This window comes from Roseomonas genomospecies 6 (genome assembly GCF_008365375.1).
In the GTDB taxonomy this organism is placed as follows: domain Bacteria; phylum Pseudomonadota; class Alphaproteobacteria; order Azospirillales; family Azospirillaceae; genus Azospirillum.
This window is the reverse complement of record NZ_QOKW01000028.1, coordinates 14349-29489: the sequence shown is the minus strand read 5'-3', so window position 1 is coordinate 29489 and position 15141 is coordinate 14349. Positions and strand designations below refer to the sequence as shown.

The following is a 15141-nucleotide window of genomic DNA, read 5'->3' as shown; positions in this document are numbered from 1 at the left end:
AGATCCCGAAGGCCCGGTACCGTGTGGAGAACTGGTCGGCCTACGATGCGGCGCTGCGCCGGCGCGGTGACCTGACGATCTGGGTGACGCCGGAGGCGGTCGCCGCCTGGACGCCGCCCGCTACGGGCCGACGCGGCCGGCCGGCGCGCTACTCGGACGTGGCGATCGAAGCCGGGCTGATGCTGCGTCTGGCGTTCAGTCGGCCGTGGCGGCAGACCGAGGGTTTGCTGGGCTCGCTCATGCGCCTGCTCGGCCTTGACCTGCCGGTTCCGGATCACACGACCTTCTCCCGGCGCAGCGCCAATCGGGAGGTCGCGTCAGCCCTGGCCAGGACGGACGGGCCGGTCAGCGTGGTCATCGACTCCACCGGGCTGAAGGTGTTCGGCACGGGCGAGTGGCACCTGGAAAAGCATGGAGGCCAAGCGCGCCGGAGCTGGAGAAAGCTCCACTTGGCGGTCGATCCCGATACCGGCGAGATCCTCGCCTCGGAGCTGACGACCACGCAGGACGGCGATGCCTCGCTGGTCGGCCCGTTGCTCGACCAGATCAAACGCCCGATCGGCACGGTGCTGGCGGACGGCGCCTATGACGGTGAGCCGGTCTACCGCGCCGTCGCCGCCCACACCCCCGACGCTGAGGTGATCATCCCGCCGCGCTCCACCGCGGTGCCGAGCGAGACCGCTGCAAGCGCGCCCACGCAGCGCGACCAGCACATCCAGATGATCGCAGAATGCGGACGGCTCGGCTGGCAGCGGGCGGTCGGCTACGGACGCCGATCGCTCGGGGAGGTGGCAATGTTGCGGTACAAGACCTTGATCGGGCGCAGCCTCCGCGCCCGGACTCTGCCTGCCCAGAAAGTCGAGGCGGCGGTCGGCTGCAAGGTCATGAACATGATGACCAGCCTCGGCATGCTGGCCTCCCGCAAGGTCGCCTGAACGACAACTTTCCAGGGCGGAGTCCGCCAACGCGCCGAGTTCTGCACCAACGTCTCGACGAGACGTACCTGAAGGTCGCCGGCCAGTGGCAGTACCTGTACCGCGCCATCGACAGCGACGGCAACTTGGTCGACGTCTATCTCAGCGCCACCCGCGACCAGGCTGCCGCTGAGGCGTTCTTCCGCTCGGCCATTGAGGTGACGGGCATCATCCCGGAGACCATCACCACCGACAAGCACGCCAGCTACCCGCCGGCCCTCGAGGAGATGTTCGGAGACGACGTCGAGCACCGAACTTCAAAGTTCAAGAATAATCATCTGGAGCAAGATCACCGCGGGGTGAAAGGCCGCACACGCCCGATGCGCGGCTTCAAGTCCTCCAGCAGCGCCGCCCGCTTCTGCCGGGCTCACGATGAGGTGCGCAACTTCCTGCGCCCGGCGACTCGGCGCAAGCAACACGTCCCGGCGGCGCGCCGGCGGGCGATCCATGTCCAGCGGATCGCCGCTCTGCGCGACATGATCCCTGTCGTGTAGTCCACGCCACCCAATTCACGGCGTCGTCTTGACCTCATTCACCCTGTGGCGCGAAACCTGACACAACCGCCTGACCAGACCGTCACCCACTTTTCCGCATTGCTCCCAGCCGGCGCCTCGCTGCAACACGCTGCCTGACTTTTGAAACTGGCTGTCAGCTAAACCAAGCGTTGGTCACGCCGGTGACACCCACCACGGTGATGGTGCTCTTGTCCAGCAGGGTGAACACCGTGTTGCCACCGACCGTTCGGGCGTTCGCCATCAGTTGGGCAAGGTCCATTCCCAGGATGCCGAAGCCCAGCAGGTCCTCGTCCGGATTGAAGCCGAACACAAGATCGTTCCCGCCATCGAGCATGAAGGCGAAGGTGTCGCGGCCATCACCGCCGATTAGCCAATCATCGCCGCCAAACCCCCACAGCAAGTCGTCGCCGGCCCCGCCGAACAGCGTGTCGTTGCCCGCTTCGCCGATGAGCGTGTCGTTTTCGTCGCCGCCGTCGATCAGGTCGTCTCCATCACCGCCGCCAATCAGATCATGTCCCGTTCCTCCCAGAATGGAGTCGTTGCCGTCGCCGCCGACGATCGTGTCGATACCCGCGTCGCCGGTCAGCAGGTCGGCCCCGGCCATCCCGAAGAGGACATCGTCGCCAGCTCCGCCGATTGCCGCATCGCTGCCGTCCTCGCCAACTAGGACATCGTTGCCGTCATCGCCGCTGATCAGGTCGTCACCGGTACCGCCGCCGATCAGATCGTTGCCGTCGCCGCCGAGCAGGGTGTCCTCGTCGGCACCGCCATGGATGGTATCGTTGCCCTCGTCGCCCGATAGCAGGTCGCGGCCGGTGGTGCTGGCCACCACATCGTTACCGCCGCCGCCACGCGTGGTGTCGTCGCCCGGCCCGAGGTTGATGTGCTGCGACGAGGAGTCGCCTATGGTCAGGCTGTTGCCGGCGCCTCCGGTGAAGGAGCCGCTGCCGACGACCACCACGACGTCCACCTCGTTGAGGATGACCGAACCGCCGGGCGCGCTGCTCATGTTGAAGATCAGCGTTTCGCGCGGAGCCCCGGTGCCGGAGGACCCGGTGATGGTGATCGCCCCCGTTCCGATCGGCGTCAGCGCCCGCACGGTCATCTGGCCGCCGTTGCCGGCTCCGTTCGCGAAGCCCTGGATCGCCTCCTTGATCGACGCGCCCTGCCCGTTCGGGAGGTTGGTCGCCAACATGCTCTCGACGATGCCGGCCAGTTGGCCGCTGTCCACAGTCGACTGCGGGCCATAGGCGGTGATGCGGCCGCCCGGCGACACCGTCGCCTGCAACAGCGGCGCATTCCCGCCATCCCGCATCAGCGCGACCGTGACGCCGTCGCCGCTGTCGTTCTGCGGCACGTCCTGGTCGATCTCCGTCTCGACGAAAGGAAGGTTGATCCCGCTGGGCGCCGTTCCCTGGCGGGTGTGGACGACGACCTCGCCGACCGTCTCGTCGCCGATCGGCTGGCTGCCGCCGCCGGTGGCGACGTCCTCGTTGCGGATCGTGCCGGTGGCGGAGGGCGTGAGGATCGCGGCACCGGTCGCGTCGCTCAGGGTGACTGTGAAGGTCTCGTCGCCTTCAACGACGGTGTCGCCCTGGAACGTCACGGTGATGCGGGCCGTCTCCTCGCCCGGCGCGAAGGTTACCGTGCCGTGGGGCAGGACGGTTCCGGCGAAATCGTCCGCCGCCGCCGGGGCCAGGCCGGAGCCCGCCACCGCATAGGCGACGGTGGTCGTCCCGGACAGGTCGCCGGAGCGCGTGACGAGGAAGGTGACGGGCGCCGTGCCCTTGTTGCCTTCGTAGGCCGCACCACCGGCCTCCGCCGCGATGGAGAGAGTCGTCGCCGGACCCGCGGGAACGGTGTCGTCGTTGCGGATGACGCCGACGGCGTAGGGCGCGCGGATCGTTCCGCCCGCGGCGCTCGTCAGAGTGACCGTGAACATCTCGTCGGCCTCCACCGAACCGTCCGGCTGGACGGCGACGGTGATGCGGGCGGTCTGCTCGCCCGGGGCGAAGATCACCGTGCCCTGGGGCAGGCTGCCGCCGGTGAAGTCGTTCGCCACCACCGGGTTGGGACCGGTGCCGGCCACCGCATAGGAGACAGTCGTCGAGCCGCTGAGGTCGCCGGAGCGCGTGACCAGGAAGGTCAGCGCCGCGCCCTCGTCCCCGCTCGCCACAGTGCCGGTTTCCGGAGCGATGTCCAGCGTCGTCGCCGTCTCGCCGGCGGGTGCGTCATCATTGAGGATCGTGCCGACGGCCGTCCAGCCAGTGAGGGTCGCGCCGACCGGGTTGGCGAGATCGACCACGAAATTCTCGTCCGGCTCCAGGGCGCTGTCCCCGCTGACGGAGACGGAGACGGTCTGCGAGGATTCCCCGACGGCGAAGCGCACCGTCCCGGACGGGAGCGTGCCGCCGAAGTCCGCCCCATCCGCAGCGTCGATGCCGAAGCCGGAGACCGACCAATCCACCGACGATTCGTCCGAGGTGTCGCCGCTGCGCGTGATCAGGAAGGTGAAGGTGGTCTCCCCACCCGTGCTTTCGCTCCGGACGGCGTCGCCGACGGCAATCTCCAGCGTGGGGAGGGGGATGTCGACCTTGATGTCCACGGCCCCGGTGGCTTGGCCGCCATGGCCGTCCTGGACCTCGTAGGTGAAGCGGCCGGCCGCGCGCCCGGTCTGCGCCCCGACGGTGAAGGTCAGAGCACCCAGTTCGGACGCGGTCAGCAGATCGTCGACGGCCAGGATGCGCTCGTTCAGATGCACCGTGCCGCCGGTCGGCAGGCCGGTGACCTTGATGGTAAGCTCGTCGCCGTCCGCGTCGCTCGGATAGCCGATGCGCATCCAGACGGCCGGCTGGTCGGGAGAGACGGTCAGCTCCGCATCGCCCGAGGCCGTCGGCTGGTCATTGACCGGCTGGATGTCGAAGGTGATGGTCTGGGCGGCCGCCCCGCCTTTCCCATCCCCGACGGTATAGGTCAGGGCTCCCGCGGCGCCGTTGGCGTTCTGCGACGGCGTGAAGGTCAGGCCGGCGAGCTGGGCCGGCGTCAGCAGGTCGTTGTAGGACACCGCCTCCCCGGAGGCGAGCCGGACGGTACCGAAGCCGGCGTTGGGAAGACCCGTGATCAGCACCGTCAGCGTGTCGCCGTCGGCATCGGTCGGGGCCGCGATGTTCAGCACGACCGCGGCGGAATCCTCATCCACCGTGACCTCGCGGTCGGCCTCCGCCTGCGGCGCCTGGTTGGCGGCGAAGCGCAGGTTGCCCGCCAGCGTCTGCGCGGAGAACCCGCCGCCATACCCGGTGACCGAGGCCAGTTGCACGTAGCTGCCGTTCGACAGCACCTCGACCGTCACGGTGGCCGGGCCGGCGTCGGTCAGGCGGATCACGCCGTCGCCCAGTGGATCGCTGCCGCTGTAGCCGATGCCCGCCAGCAGGGGCGTGAGGTCGATGCGGTCGCCGAAGGTGCCCGTGTCGAAGGACATGATCTCGTCGCCGCCGTCGTCGGGCGACCGGTAGACGAAGACGTCCATGCCCTCGCCGCCATAGAGGCTGTCTCGGCCGAGTCCACCGTCGAGCGTGTCGTTGCCGGTGTCGCCGTCCAGCCGGTCGTCGCCGACCGAGCCGAACAGCGAATCGTCGCCGAGGCCGCCGTTCAGCGTGTCATCGTCGGCCCCGCCGTCCAGGCTGTCGTTGCCGGCACCGCCGTCCAGCCGGTCGAGGCCGAAACCGCCCCCCAGGCTGTCGGCCCCGTCGCCACCGTCCAGGGCGTCGTCACCATCCTCGCCCTTCAGCGTGTCGTTGTCGGCCTCGCCGAACAGCGCGTCGTCCCCGGCGCCGCCGCGCAGAAGGTCGTTCCCGGCCCCGCCGAACAGGCCGGCGGAGCGGTCGCCGTAGGAATAGGCGTTGCTCGGGGCGTCGTTGCCCTCACCGCCGTCCAGGCTGTCGTTGCCGATGCCGCCCTCCAGCGCATCGCTGCCCTCGCCGCCGTCCAGGCTGTCGTTGCCGGCGCCGCCGAACAGCGTGTCGTTCCCGGCCAGCCCCTCGATGGTGTCGTTGCCGCCGACGCCATAGACGGTTTCCGCCGCCGTCGTGCCGCGCAGGGAATCGTCGCCCGCCGTGCCGCGCTGGGCGTAGAAGGTCTCTGTGAAGTCCGCGGCGGTCAGGCTGTGCCGGCCCTGGAGCTGGATCACCATGTCGCCGGCACCGATCGCGCCGTCGTCGTCCAAGTCCACGCCGATGCGGGTCATGTCGGCGCTGTCCGCGGTGAACCAGTCGTAGAAGACGTCGACCAGCCCGTCGTCCGCGGTGGGCAGGCCGGTGCTGGGCCCGCTCAAGGGAATGTCGAAGGGAATGCGCCCGGCGAAGGCGAGGTTGCCGCCGGCGACGGCGATCTTCAGCGTGTCCGTGCCGGGGGTGAAGTCGGTGATGGTCACCGGGCTGCCGGCCGGCGACACCGCCTGGAACGCGGTCGAGGCTTTGACCTCCGCCGGGGACCGGGGCTCGCGGAAGAGGAAGACGTCCGTCCCGGCCCCGCCGGTCAGCCGGTCGCCGCCGCCGGAATTGTTGACCACCAGCAGGTCGTTGCCGTCGCCGCCGTCGAGCGTGTCCGCGCCGTCGGTCCCGTAGTAACTCTGGTGAGAACCGCCGTCGAGCGTGTCGTTGCCGGCCCCGCCCAGCAGAAGGTCCGCCCCGGCGCCGCCGTCCAGGCTGTCGTTCTCCGCGCCGCCCTCCAGCCGGTCGTCGCCGAGCCCGGCGTCGAGGCGGTCCGCGCCGTCCCCGCCCAGCAGCGTGTCGTTGCCGTCGTCGCCGTAGAGCGTGTCGTTGCCGGCGCCGGCGGACAGCGCGTCGTCGCCGTCGTTGCCCGACAGGTTGTCGGCGCCGTCGCCGCCGTCCAGGCTGTCGTTGCCGGTGCCGCCGTAGAGGCCGTCCCGGCCGTCGCCGCCCAGCAGGGTATCGTCGCCCGCCCCGCCGTCGAGGAGATCGTCCTCAGTTCCGCCGTCGAGGCGGTCGTTGCCCGTCCCGCCGTCGAGCTGGTCATTGCCGGACCCGCCCATCAGAGTGTCGTTACCGGCCCCGCCGTAGAGGCCGTAGCGGTACTGCATGTTCGACCAGTAGCCATGGTCGGCACCCGCGCCGCCGTCGATGACATCGTCGCCGTCGCCGCCTTCCAGCAGGTCGATGTCGTTGCCGCCGTCCAGACTGTCGTTCCCAGCCCCGCCGACCAGCGTGTCAGAGCCGTCGGTCCCCAGGATGGTGTCGTCACCCCCGACGCCGTAGATGAGGTCGCCGGCCGCCGTGCCGAGCAGGCTGTCGGCCCCGGCCGTGCCGCGGCGGACGCTGAAGGTGTCGCGGAAATTCGTCTCTGTGAGGGTGTGGATCCCCTCCAGTTCGAACACGGCGTCGGCGGCGCCGATCACGCCGTCGTCGTTGAGGTCGACCTCGACCCGCGTGTTGCCGCCCGCGGTATGATAGGCGACGTCCACCAGCCCGTCGTTGGCGCTGCCCGCGTCGATCGTCCCCTCGCCGGCGAAGGCCAGCCTGCCCACCGTCGACAGGGTCAAGGTGAGGAGGTCGCCGCCAGCGGACTCGTCGAAATCGGTGATGACCAGCGCCGCGGCGCTGGTGGACGGGTCGTAAGGCGCGCCGGAGTTGCTGATCTGGAAAAGGTCGCTGCCGGCGCCGCCCGTCAGGCGGCCACCGCCGGTACCAGCGGCCATCAGCGTGTCGTTGCCGATCCCGCCATCCAGGCTGTCCCGGCCCACATCGGTCCACAGCATGTCGTTGCCGGCCTCGCCGTACAGGGCGTCGTCGCCCTCGCCGCCGGACAGGTCGTCGTTGCCGTCCCCGCCATACAGGCTGTCGTTGCCGGCCCCGCCGTTCAGGTTGTCGCTGCCGACACCACCGTCGAGACGGTCGTCGCCGTCGTTGCCGTCCAGCCAGTCGTTGCCGGCCCCGCCGTCCAGCGTGTCCCGCCCGTCGCCGCCGGCCAGCCGGTCGCCGCCGTCCTCGCCGTTCAGGCGGTCGTCGCCGGTCCCGCCGTCCAGCAGGTCGTTGCCGGCGCCGCCGTTCAGCGTGTCGTTGCCGGCCTCCCCGTGCAGGCCGATGGACAGGGACGAATAATCGGTGACGTAATCGTCCCCGTCGCCGCCGTTGAGGACGTCGTCGCCATCCCCGCCGCGCAGATCGTCGATGCCGTCACCGCCGTCCAGCGTGTCGTTGCCGCCGCCGCCGGTCAGCGTGTCGCGCCCGTCCCCACCGTCCTGGCTGTCGTTGCCGGCGCCGCCGTTCAGCGCGTCGTTGCCGCCGCCGCCCACCAGCGTGTCGTCGCCGCCCAGGCCGTACAGGATGTCGGGGCCGGGGCCGCCGTCCAGGCTGTCGTTGCCGGCGCTGCCACGCCGGGCGCTGAAGCTGTCGACGAAGTCGCCGTCGGTCAGGGTGAGCGTGCCGTCGAACCGGACCAGCAGGTCGCCGGCGCCGAGCGTGCCGTCGTCGTCCACGTCCACGGCAAGCAGGGTCTGCCCGTCGCGATGCTCGTACTGGACGTCGATCAGCCCATCGCCGCCGTTGCCGAGCGTCCGTCCGTCCGTCCCGAAGGAGGCCTGGCCGGCCCAGACCAGCGGCTGGGCGACGGGTGTGTTGGAATAGTTCTGGTAGACGGCGATCTTCAGGCGGTCGCCGCCGGCGACCCCGGCTCCTTCGAAATCGGTGATGAGGCTCGGCGCGTCGGTGCCGGACGCGGACAGGTCGGGTCGGGTCTGGATGTCGAACAGGTCGTCGCCGGTCCCGCCAGTCAGCGTGTCGCCGGCGGTCGCGCCGGCGCTTTGCAGGCGCAGCGTGTCGTTGCCGGCCCCGCCGTCCAGGACGTTGCCCTTGGCGGCCCCGCTGGCGTCGGCGTAGACGCCGTCGCCGGACAGGTCGTCGTCGCCCTCGCCGCCCAGCAGCGTGTCGCCTCCGCCGGCCCCCTCCAGCGTGTCGTTGCCGGAGCCGCCCTCCAGCCGGTCGTCGCCCGCCTCGCCGTACAGCCGGTCGTTGCCGGCGCCGCCCAGGACGAGGTCGTCGCCGTCATCGCCCGACAGGCGCAGGTCGTCGCCGTCGCCGCCGTCGAGCGTGTCGTTGCCGAGACCGCCGTAGAGCGCGTCGGCGCCGTCGCCGCCCTCCAGCCGGTCGTCGCCCGCCTCGCCGTAGAGGACGTCGCTTCCGGCGCCGCCGCGCACGAGGTCCGCCCCGGCGCCGGCATTGACCTGGTCGTGGCCGTCGCCCGCGTCGATGGTGTCGTTGCCGTCGGCCTCGTCGCTGGAGGACTCGCCGCCGTAGATGTTGTCGTTGCCGGCGCCGCCCAGGATGCTGTCGTCGCCGGCCCCGCCGTAGAGGCCGCCCTGGTAGCCGTTGGCCGGCGTGCCGCTGTCGTCGCCGTCGCCGCCGTCCAGCGTGTCGTTGCCGGCCCCGCCGCGCAGCCAGTCGCTGCCGTCGCCGCCGAGGAGGCTGTCGTCGCCCGCGTCGCCCTCGGCGTAGTCGTCGCCGCCGTAGCCCAGCAGGGTGTCGTTGCCGGCGATGCCGTACAAGCGGTCTGCGTCCTCCGCCCCTTCGAGCCGGTCGGCGCCGGCCGTGCCGCGCTGGGCGTTGAAGGTCTCCGTGAAGTCCGCCGCGGTCAGCGTGTGCGTGCCCTGGAGAACGACGAGCAGGTCCTTCTCGCCAAAGACGCCGTCGTCGTTGACGTCGACCGCTACCCGGGTGTTGCCCCCCTGGTGGTCGTAGATGACGTCGGCGAGGCCATCGCCCTGGTTCGGGAACTGGAAGGCGGCGGTGTTGGCGATGTCGAAGGCGCGTTCGCCCGCGAAGACGAGGAAGGCGTTGGGGACGCGGATCTTCAGGAAATCGCCGCCGGCGGTCCCGCCGCCCTGGAAATCGGTGATGGTGACCGGGTTGGTGGGGGAGGATGCGCTGGACTCCCACGCCCCATAGACGTCGCGCGTGTCGGAATAGAAGGAGAAGATGTCGCTGCCGGCCCCGCCCGTCAGCGTGTCGCCGCCGCCGACATTGCCGACGTGGAGGACGTCGTCGCCGGCGCCGCCATCCAGGACGTCGATCTCAGTCCCGCCGTCGAGCGTGTCGTTGCCGGCCCCGCCGCGCAGGGTGTCCGACCCGACTAGCCCGTAGATCCCATCGTCGGCACTATTGCCGACCAGCACATTCGCCAGCGCGTTGCCCCGCACGACGATCGCGTGGGCGCCATCAACCAGCGTCAGGTTCTCGATGTTGGTCAGCCCGTCGGCGCCCAGCGAGAAGACGGTACTGTCGGCGAGGGTCTGGGTCTGCAGGCGGATCTCGTCGATGCCCTCGTTGAAGCCATCGACCAGCCGGTCGTCCAGGCTGTCGAAACCGTAGGTGTCGTTGCCGACGCCGCCATGCAGCGTGTCCGCACCCCCGGCGCCGTCCAGGACATTGTCGCCGCCGGTTCCCCGGATGACGTTGGCGAGCGCATTGCCGGTGCCGCGCAGCGCCGACCCGACGAGCGTCAGGTCCTCGATCTCGGCGGTCAGCGTATGGTCCACGCTGGCGATCACCAGATCCTTGCCACCGGCTGGGCCGGCGTAGGCGTCATCGGCCAGATCCCCGAGGTCGTCCACGTAATAGAGATCCTCGCCGGTGCCGCCGGCCAGCGTGTCGGCGCCGGTCCCGCCGTCGAGCGTGTCGTTGCCCGCGCCGCCGGACAGGAAGTCATCGCCGCCCTTGCCGTCCAACTGGTCGTCGCCGGCAAGGCCGAAGGCGGCGTCGTCTCCGGCGGAGCCGGTGATCCGGTCGCCCGCATCGGCCAGATTCGACCCCTCGAACACCTCGATGCCGGTGAAGACGTCGCCGTCGGCGTCGCCGCCGGACACCGTCCCCGCCGCGATGTCGATGGTCACCGCGGTCGTGGAGGATTCATAGGTCAGCACGTCGATACCGGCGCCACCGTCGATGCTGTCGGCCCCGGCCCCGCCGTCCAGCACGTCGTCGCCGTCGCCGCCCAGCAGCGTGTCGTCGCCGTCGTGCCCTTCCAGGAAATCGCGGTCCGCCCCGCCGTCCAGGCTGTCGGCCCCGGCGCCGGCGAACAGGTAGTCCATCCCGGCGCCGCCCGACAGCGTGGCTGCCACCGTCGTGCCGGGGTCGAGGATGATCTCGTCGTTCTGCGCGCCGCCGTCGCCGACGATGCCCGTGACGCCGGTGAAGCTCTGCTTGCGCCCAAAGCCCTGCACCGCCACGCCTCCGCCGGTGCCGCTGATCGCCAGAGTTTCGGCGCCGTCGGTGTTGTTGCTCAAGCCCCGCTCGCCGGCGCGGGCGCCGATGTTGAGCGTCAGGAGCCCATTCGAGAGCGTTCCCAGCACCGGCGGGGGGGGCGGCTCCGTTGCGGTGGCAGTCGCCGGGTCGTCGGAGAAGTTGAACTCCGCCAGCGTGATGCGGGGCGCGGTGAAGCGCCAGATGTCGTAGCCGCCGACCTTGACGAAGGCGGCGAGTCCCGCCGTGACCAGCCCCGAGGCGTCGAAGATCCTGAAGGGGTTGGTGAGGAGCGACTGGGCCATCTCGTCCAGGTAGATGCGGCCGTCGTCGGGCGTTCCGTTGACGTGGTCGTTCAGGTCCAGGGTGACGGTGCCCTCGATCCCACCGCCGCCGCCGGCCGAGGCCACACCGATCGTGGCGTTGACGAAAAGGTTCAGCGCCGCCTTGATGACGGCTTCCGGCACGTCCACGCCGTCTCCGTCCACGTCGCTGACGTAGAAGCCGTTGAGGACGGTGGCATAGTCCGTGAGATCGCTGGCGACGAACTGGCGCAGGCCGCGGGTGTCGTAGCCGAAGGCCAGATCCATGGCGAGCCCGAGGGCGCCTTGCACCTTCACGTCCAGGCCCGCGAAGATCGGGATCGACAGCAGATCCTGGGACGGGAGGTCGAAGCTCATCGCCGGCAGGTCGAGGCTGAAGAGCTTGGCGTCGCCGCCGACGAGAAGGGAGAAGGCGCTGGCTGGGTTGGTCAGGATGGGCAGCGAGAAGCTGTCGCCCAGCAGCATGTCTTCCAGCACGTCCTGGCCGGTCTGCCCGGTCTCGGGATCGGCCTGTGTCCAACTGCCGGTGTTCAGCCCCGCCAGGAAGGCGGTCAGGTCCTGGGCGCCCTTGATGACGGTCGGCGCCGCCTCGGCCAGTTTGAACGCCGTGTCGCGGATGTCCGACAGCATTTGGAACGACCCGACATCCAGGTCGACGCTGTAGGCGTCGGGGCCGAGCTCCAGGTCGCCGAAATATTCGGCCCAGGCGACGACATCATCGACGATGCTGATGAACTGGGTCAGCGGCACCAGATTCTGGTCGGGGACGGCGATCTTGACGAAGTCGAGCAACGTGATGTTGCCGTCCGAGGCGTCCTTGCCACCGACATCGGCGCCGGCGCGGTCGAACAGCGTCTGCCATTGCGGGAGCTTCTTCAGGAAGCTGATGTCGGTGCGCAGGACCGCCAGCGCCTGGTTGATCGGCTCCAGGACCGGTTCGAGCTTCTGCAGGATCGGCTTGACGAAGTCCTCGACGACGGTGCCGAAGTCGTAATGGACGTTCTCGAATTTCACGACGGGCAGCGCGCCGAAGGTGACGTTCTGGTCCTCGACGTCGACCACGCTGTTGTTGAATGACCAATCGACCGTGAGGTCGGCGCTGGCCTTCGGTAGGGCGGCGTCGCCCATGTTCGCGTCGAGATGGACGCCGATGTCCGCCACGCCGCTGAAGGTTGCGTCGATGAAGTCGCTGTTCAGTTCCGACAGCCGCAGCTTGCCGTCGTTGTCGGCGTCCTTCAGATCGACCGCGAAGTACCCGTCCAGCGTGGAATCCCGGTCCGTCGCCGAGAAATTCATGAACCCCAATTGGGTCGAGGCGCCGAAGTCGGGCGTGCTGGCGGTCAAGCCCAGCGACAGCTCCGGCTGCGACCCGTCGGTCTGGACGAAAAAGCCGGCGATGTCGGCGCCGACCGTGAAGTTGAAATCGTAATCCAGCGACGCTGCCGCCATGCCGCCGGTTTTCAGGTTCAGCCCGGGCAGGCCCAGGTCGGTGGCGAGGGACTGTTCGTACTTGTAATGCTGATGGGTGGAGAAGGTGAGCGTGACCTCCGTCCCGTTCACCAGGGCCTGGACGGTGTTCTCGCCGACGCCCAGAGTCTTCAACGCGGCGTTGATCGTGTCTTCGACATAGGCTTCCGCGATGCCTTGGGCGTTGTCGACGACGTACAGGATATCGTTGATGGCGCCGACGATCTTGTCTTCGACCGCGCGGATGCCCTTCAGCGCGTCCTTGCCCTCCTGGAAGGCTGCGGACAGCTTGTCGCCGACGATGGGAAGCTTTTCGGCGTAGACCTGCGCTTCCAGTGCGTCCTCGATGGCGCCAAGGGCACTGTCGATGCCCGACTTGAGTGTCTCGATCTGTTCGCGCGTAATCATTCCATTCACTCTCGTCAGGCCAACAGCCGTCATGCTCCCGCGCCGGATACGGCGGGGAGGAGATCACGTTCAAGTTGTTTTGTTTGCGATGCGCCAAGCCAGATGGATAGCGCTGCGTGCATCCTTTCTCAGGATTTCATTTTTTATTTTTGAGCCGCAATAAACTTTTAATTGCATTACGAGCCTGGGCAGGCCCCGTAAAATCGCCCTTCGGCCGGCACAGAACATCCAAAGTGCCCTTCATGGCCGCCGGTATTATTATCGAGATAGATAAGGTTCTGATCATTTATCTGCCCCCACAGATAGCTGATTTTATTCAAATCAATGTTACCACTTTTGATACTTAAAGATAGATGAAAAATGAATTTGTGCATTGAACGACGTTGTTGCACCGAGGCGGCGGAGCATCTGCCGGCGTGGCCGGCGCTGTTGATTGCGCGGAAACCATCGCAAACCTGGGGGAGGCTGGTACAGCGCGCTGGGATGGCAGCGAACCTGGGGCGCAATGAAGTGGCGGGTCATAATGGAGATGACGGGCGAGGCCGGCGCGGTGACGCAGCACATGATCTCCGAGGGCGAGCGGATCGGGGCTGATGGTCAGACGGCGATACTCGGGTTGAGCTTGGCCGAGGGCAAGAAAACCCTGGCTGGCCCGCAGCGTGTCCTGGTCACGGCCCAGGCCAACGCGCATTGTCGCTTTCGGCGTCGGTGCGGCTACTGGGGAGCGTCGCGCCCCGCTTTGCCCCTTGCCGTTATGGTGTGGCCTGCCGGCGCAGCCTGACTCCGGTCGCCGAGATCATGCCCGACCGCTGCACCCCAGAGTACGAACGGATTCTGTCCGGGATGGGCAGCGCTCTGCCCTACCGGCGGGCGAGAGCGTTGCTGGCCGAGCTATTGCCGTTGGGCACGGCCCCGGAAGTGGAGACGATCCGCCGGCGCACGTTTCGGGTCGGCGCTCGGCTCGAACGGTCGGCGCTCGTCCCGCCGGACGAGGGTTCGCCGGCAACGGCGATCACGCTGGCCATCGACGCGGGGCATGTGAAGTCGATCAAGACCTACCAGATGCACTCGTTCGAGGTGATGCTCGCGCGGGTGGGCAACGACCAGAGCAAGGAGTCGTTTTCAGCAGCCTGCCGGCCGAGGCCGACTGGCAAGTGCGGCAGCTCTATCATGTCCTACGCCGTCTGGGGGCGACGGCGACCACACCGGTCACCATCCTCAGCGACGGCGCGGAAGGTCCTCGGTCGCTGGGGGCCGCGGCCAGCGACAGCCCGATCCGCAACGTTTTGGGGTTCTGTCAGGTGTCGCGCCACGCCTGAGCTGACGATGCAGGGGTCCCGGAGGCGGACAGCGTGAGTTACGCGACAGCAAGCATGTCGCGCAGGGCAGCGACCCTCTGGACATGGATCGCCCGCCGGCGCGCTGCTGGGACGTGCTGCCTGCGCCGGGTCGACGGGCGCAGGAAGTTGCGCACCTCGTCGTCAGCCCGGCAGAACTGAGCAGCACTGCCTGAGGACGTGAAGCCGCGCATCGGCCGGGTGCGGCCTTTCACTCCGCGGTGATCTTGCTCCAAACGGTTGTTTTTGTATTTCGAGGTACGGTGCTCGACATCCTCACCGAACACCTCCTCGAGGGCCGGCGGGTAGCCGGAGTGCTTGTCGGAGGTGATGGTCTCGGGGAGGACCCCGGTCACCTCGATCGCTGAGCGGAAGAATGCTTTGGCCGCGACTTGGTCGCGCGTCGGGCTGAGGAAGACGTCCACCAAGTTGCCATCACTGTCGATGGCCCGGGACAGGTACTGCCACTGGCCGGCGACCTTGAGGTAGGTCTCGTCCACGGACCAGCTCCGGCCGATCTTGCCCTTCCGGCGCTGACGCAGAGCCTCGGTGAGCAACGGCGCCAGCTTGGCTTCCCAGTCCCGCACCGCCTCATGGGAGAAGACCAGTCCGCGCAACAGCAGGATCTCGGCGAGATCACGCAGGCTCAGCTTCAGGCGCAGCCGCCACGGCACGATCAGGAACACCACGTCGGAGGGCAGCTGCGGCGGTTCAGCACCGAGCCGGTGCGTTCATTGAAACCGCGCCGGCACTCCCGGCAGCGGAAGCGGCGATACCCGTGCGCCGTCCGATCCGAACGCTCGGTCGTGCTTGCCGACTGGCAGTGCGGGCAACGCATCCCTCTCCTCCTCGCTGAGAGGGGAGAT

The 15141-nt window shown here is 68.7% G+C and carries 5 protein-coding genes and 1 pseudogene; 3 read left to right on the top strand and 3 right to left on the bottom strand.

Features of this window, described 5'->3' with window-relative positions; translation table 11 throughout:
• The first annotated feature begins 2 nt into the window (after window positions 1-2).
• Window positions 3-935 carry an IS5 family transposase gene (locus DS843_RS25200; RefSeq protein WP_149471583.1) on the top strand — a complete coding sequence of 311 codons (933 nt, stop codon included), beginning with the start codon at window positions 3-5 and terminating at the stop codon, window positions 933-935.
• Window positions 875-1468 (top strand): IS6 family transposase, encoded by a 594-nt coding sequence (locus DS843_RS31375; protein WP_286192306.1) that lies wholly within the window; start codon window positions 875-877, stop codon window positions 1466-1468. The genes DS843_RS25200 and DS843_RS31375 overlap by 61 nt, the downstream gene beginning before the upstream one ends.
• 154 nt (window positions 1469-1622) lie before the next feature.
• On the opposite strand, the gene DS843_RS25190 is transcribed toward DS843_RS31375, so the two are convergent.
• Window positions 1623-12938: a Calx-beta domain-containing protein gene (locus DS843_RS25190; protein WP_167525459.1), complete on the bottom strand. Its 11316-nt coding sequence runs from the start codon at window positions 12936-12938 to the stop codon at window positions 1623-1625.
• 505 nt (window positions 12939-13443) lie between these two features.
• Here DS843_RS25190 and DS843_RS25185 point away from each other — a divergent pair.
• Window positions 13444-14245 (top strand): annotated as a pseudogene (locus DS843_RS25185) (ISKra4-like element ISAzba1 family transposase); the annotation flags it as partial.
• Window positions 14246-14295: 50 nt separating this feature from the next.
• Here DS843_RS25185 and DS843_RS25180 read toward each other — a convergent pair.
• Together DS843_RS25180 and DS843_RS32165 are read right to left on the bottom strand one after the other, a co-directional pair.
• Complete coding sequence (locus tag DS843_RS25180; protein ID WP_286192305.1) at window positions 14296-14976, bottom strand: IS6 family transposase; 681 nt, start codon at window positions 14974-14976, stop codon at window positions 14296-14298.
• Window positions 14952-15113 (bottom strand): IS1/IS1595 family N-terminal zinc-binding domain-containing protein, encoded by a 162-nt coding sequence (locus tag DS843_RS32165; protein WP_475849375.1) that lies wholly within the window; start codon window positions 15111-15113, stop codon window positions 14952-14954. The genes DS843_RS25180 and DS843_RS32165 overlap by 25 nt, the downstream gene beginning before the upstream one ends.
• Between the last annotated feature and the right edge of the window lie 28 nt (window positions 15114-15141).

Excerpts from the sequence above, each read along its gene's own strand:
- DS843_RS25190 (WP_167525459.1), bottom strand. The coding sequence starts at position 12,938 with ATGATTACGCGCGAACAGATCGAGACACTCAAGTCGGGCATCGACAGT.
- DS843_RS32165 (WP_475849375.1), bottom strand. The coding sequence starts at position 15,113 with ATGCGTTGCCCGCACTGCCAGTCGGCAAGCACGACCGAGCGTTCGGAT.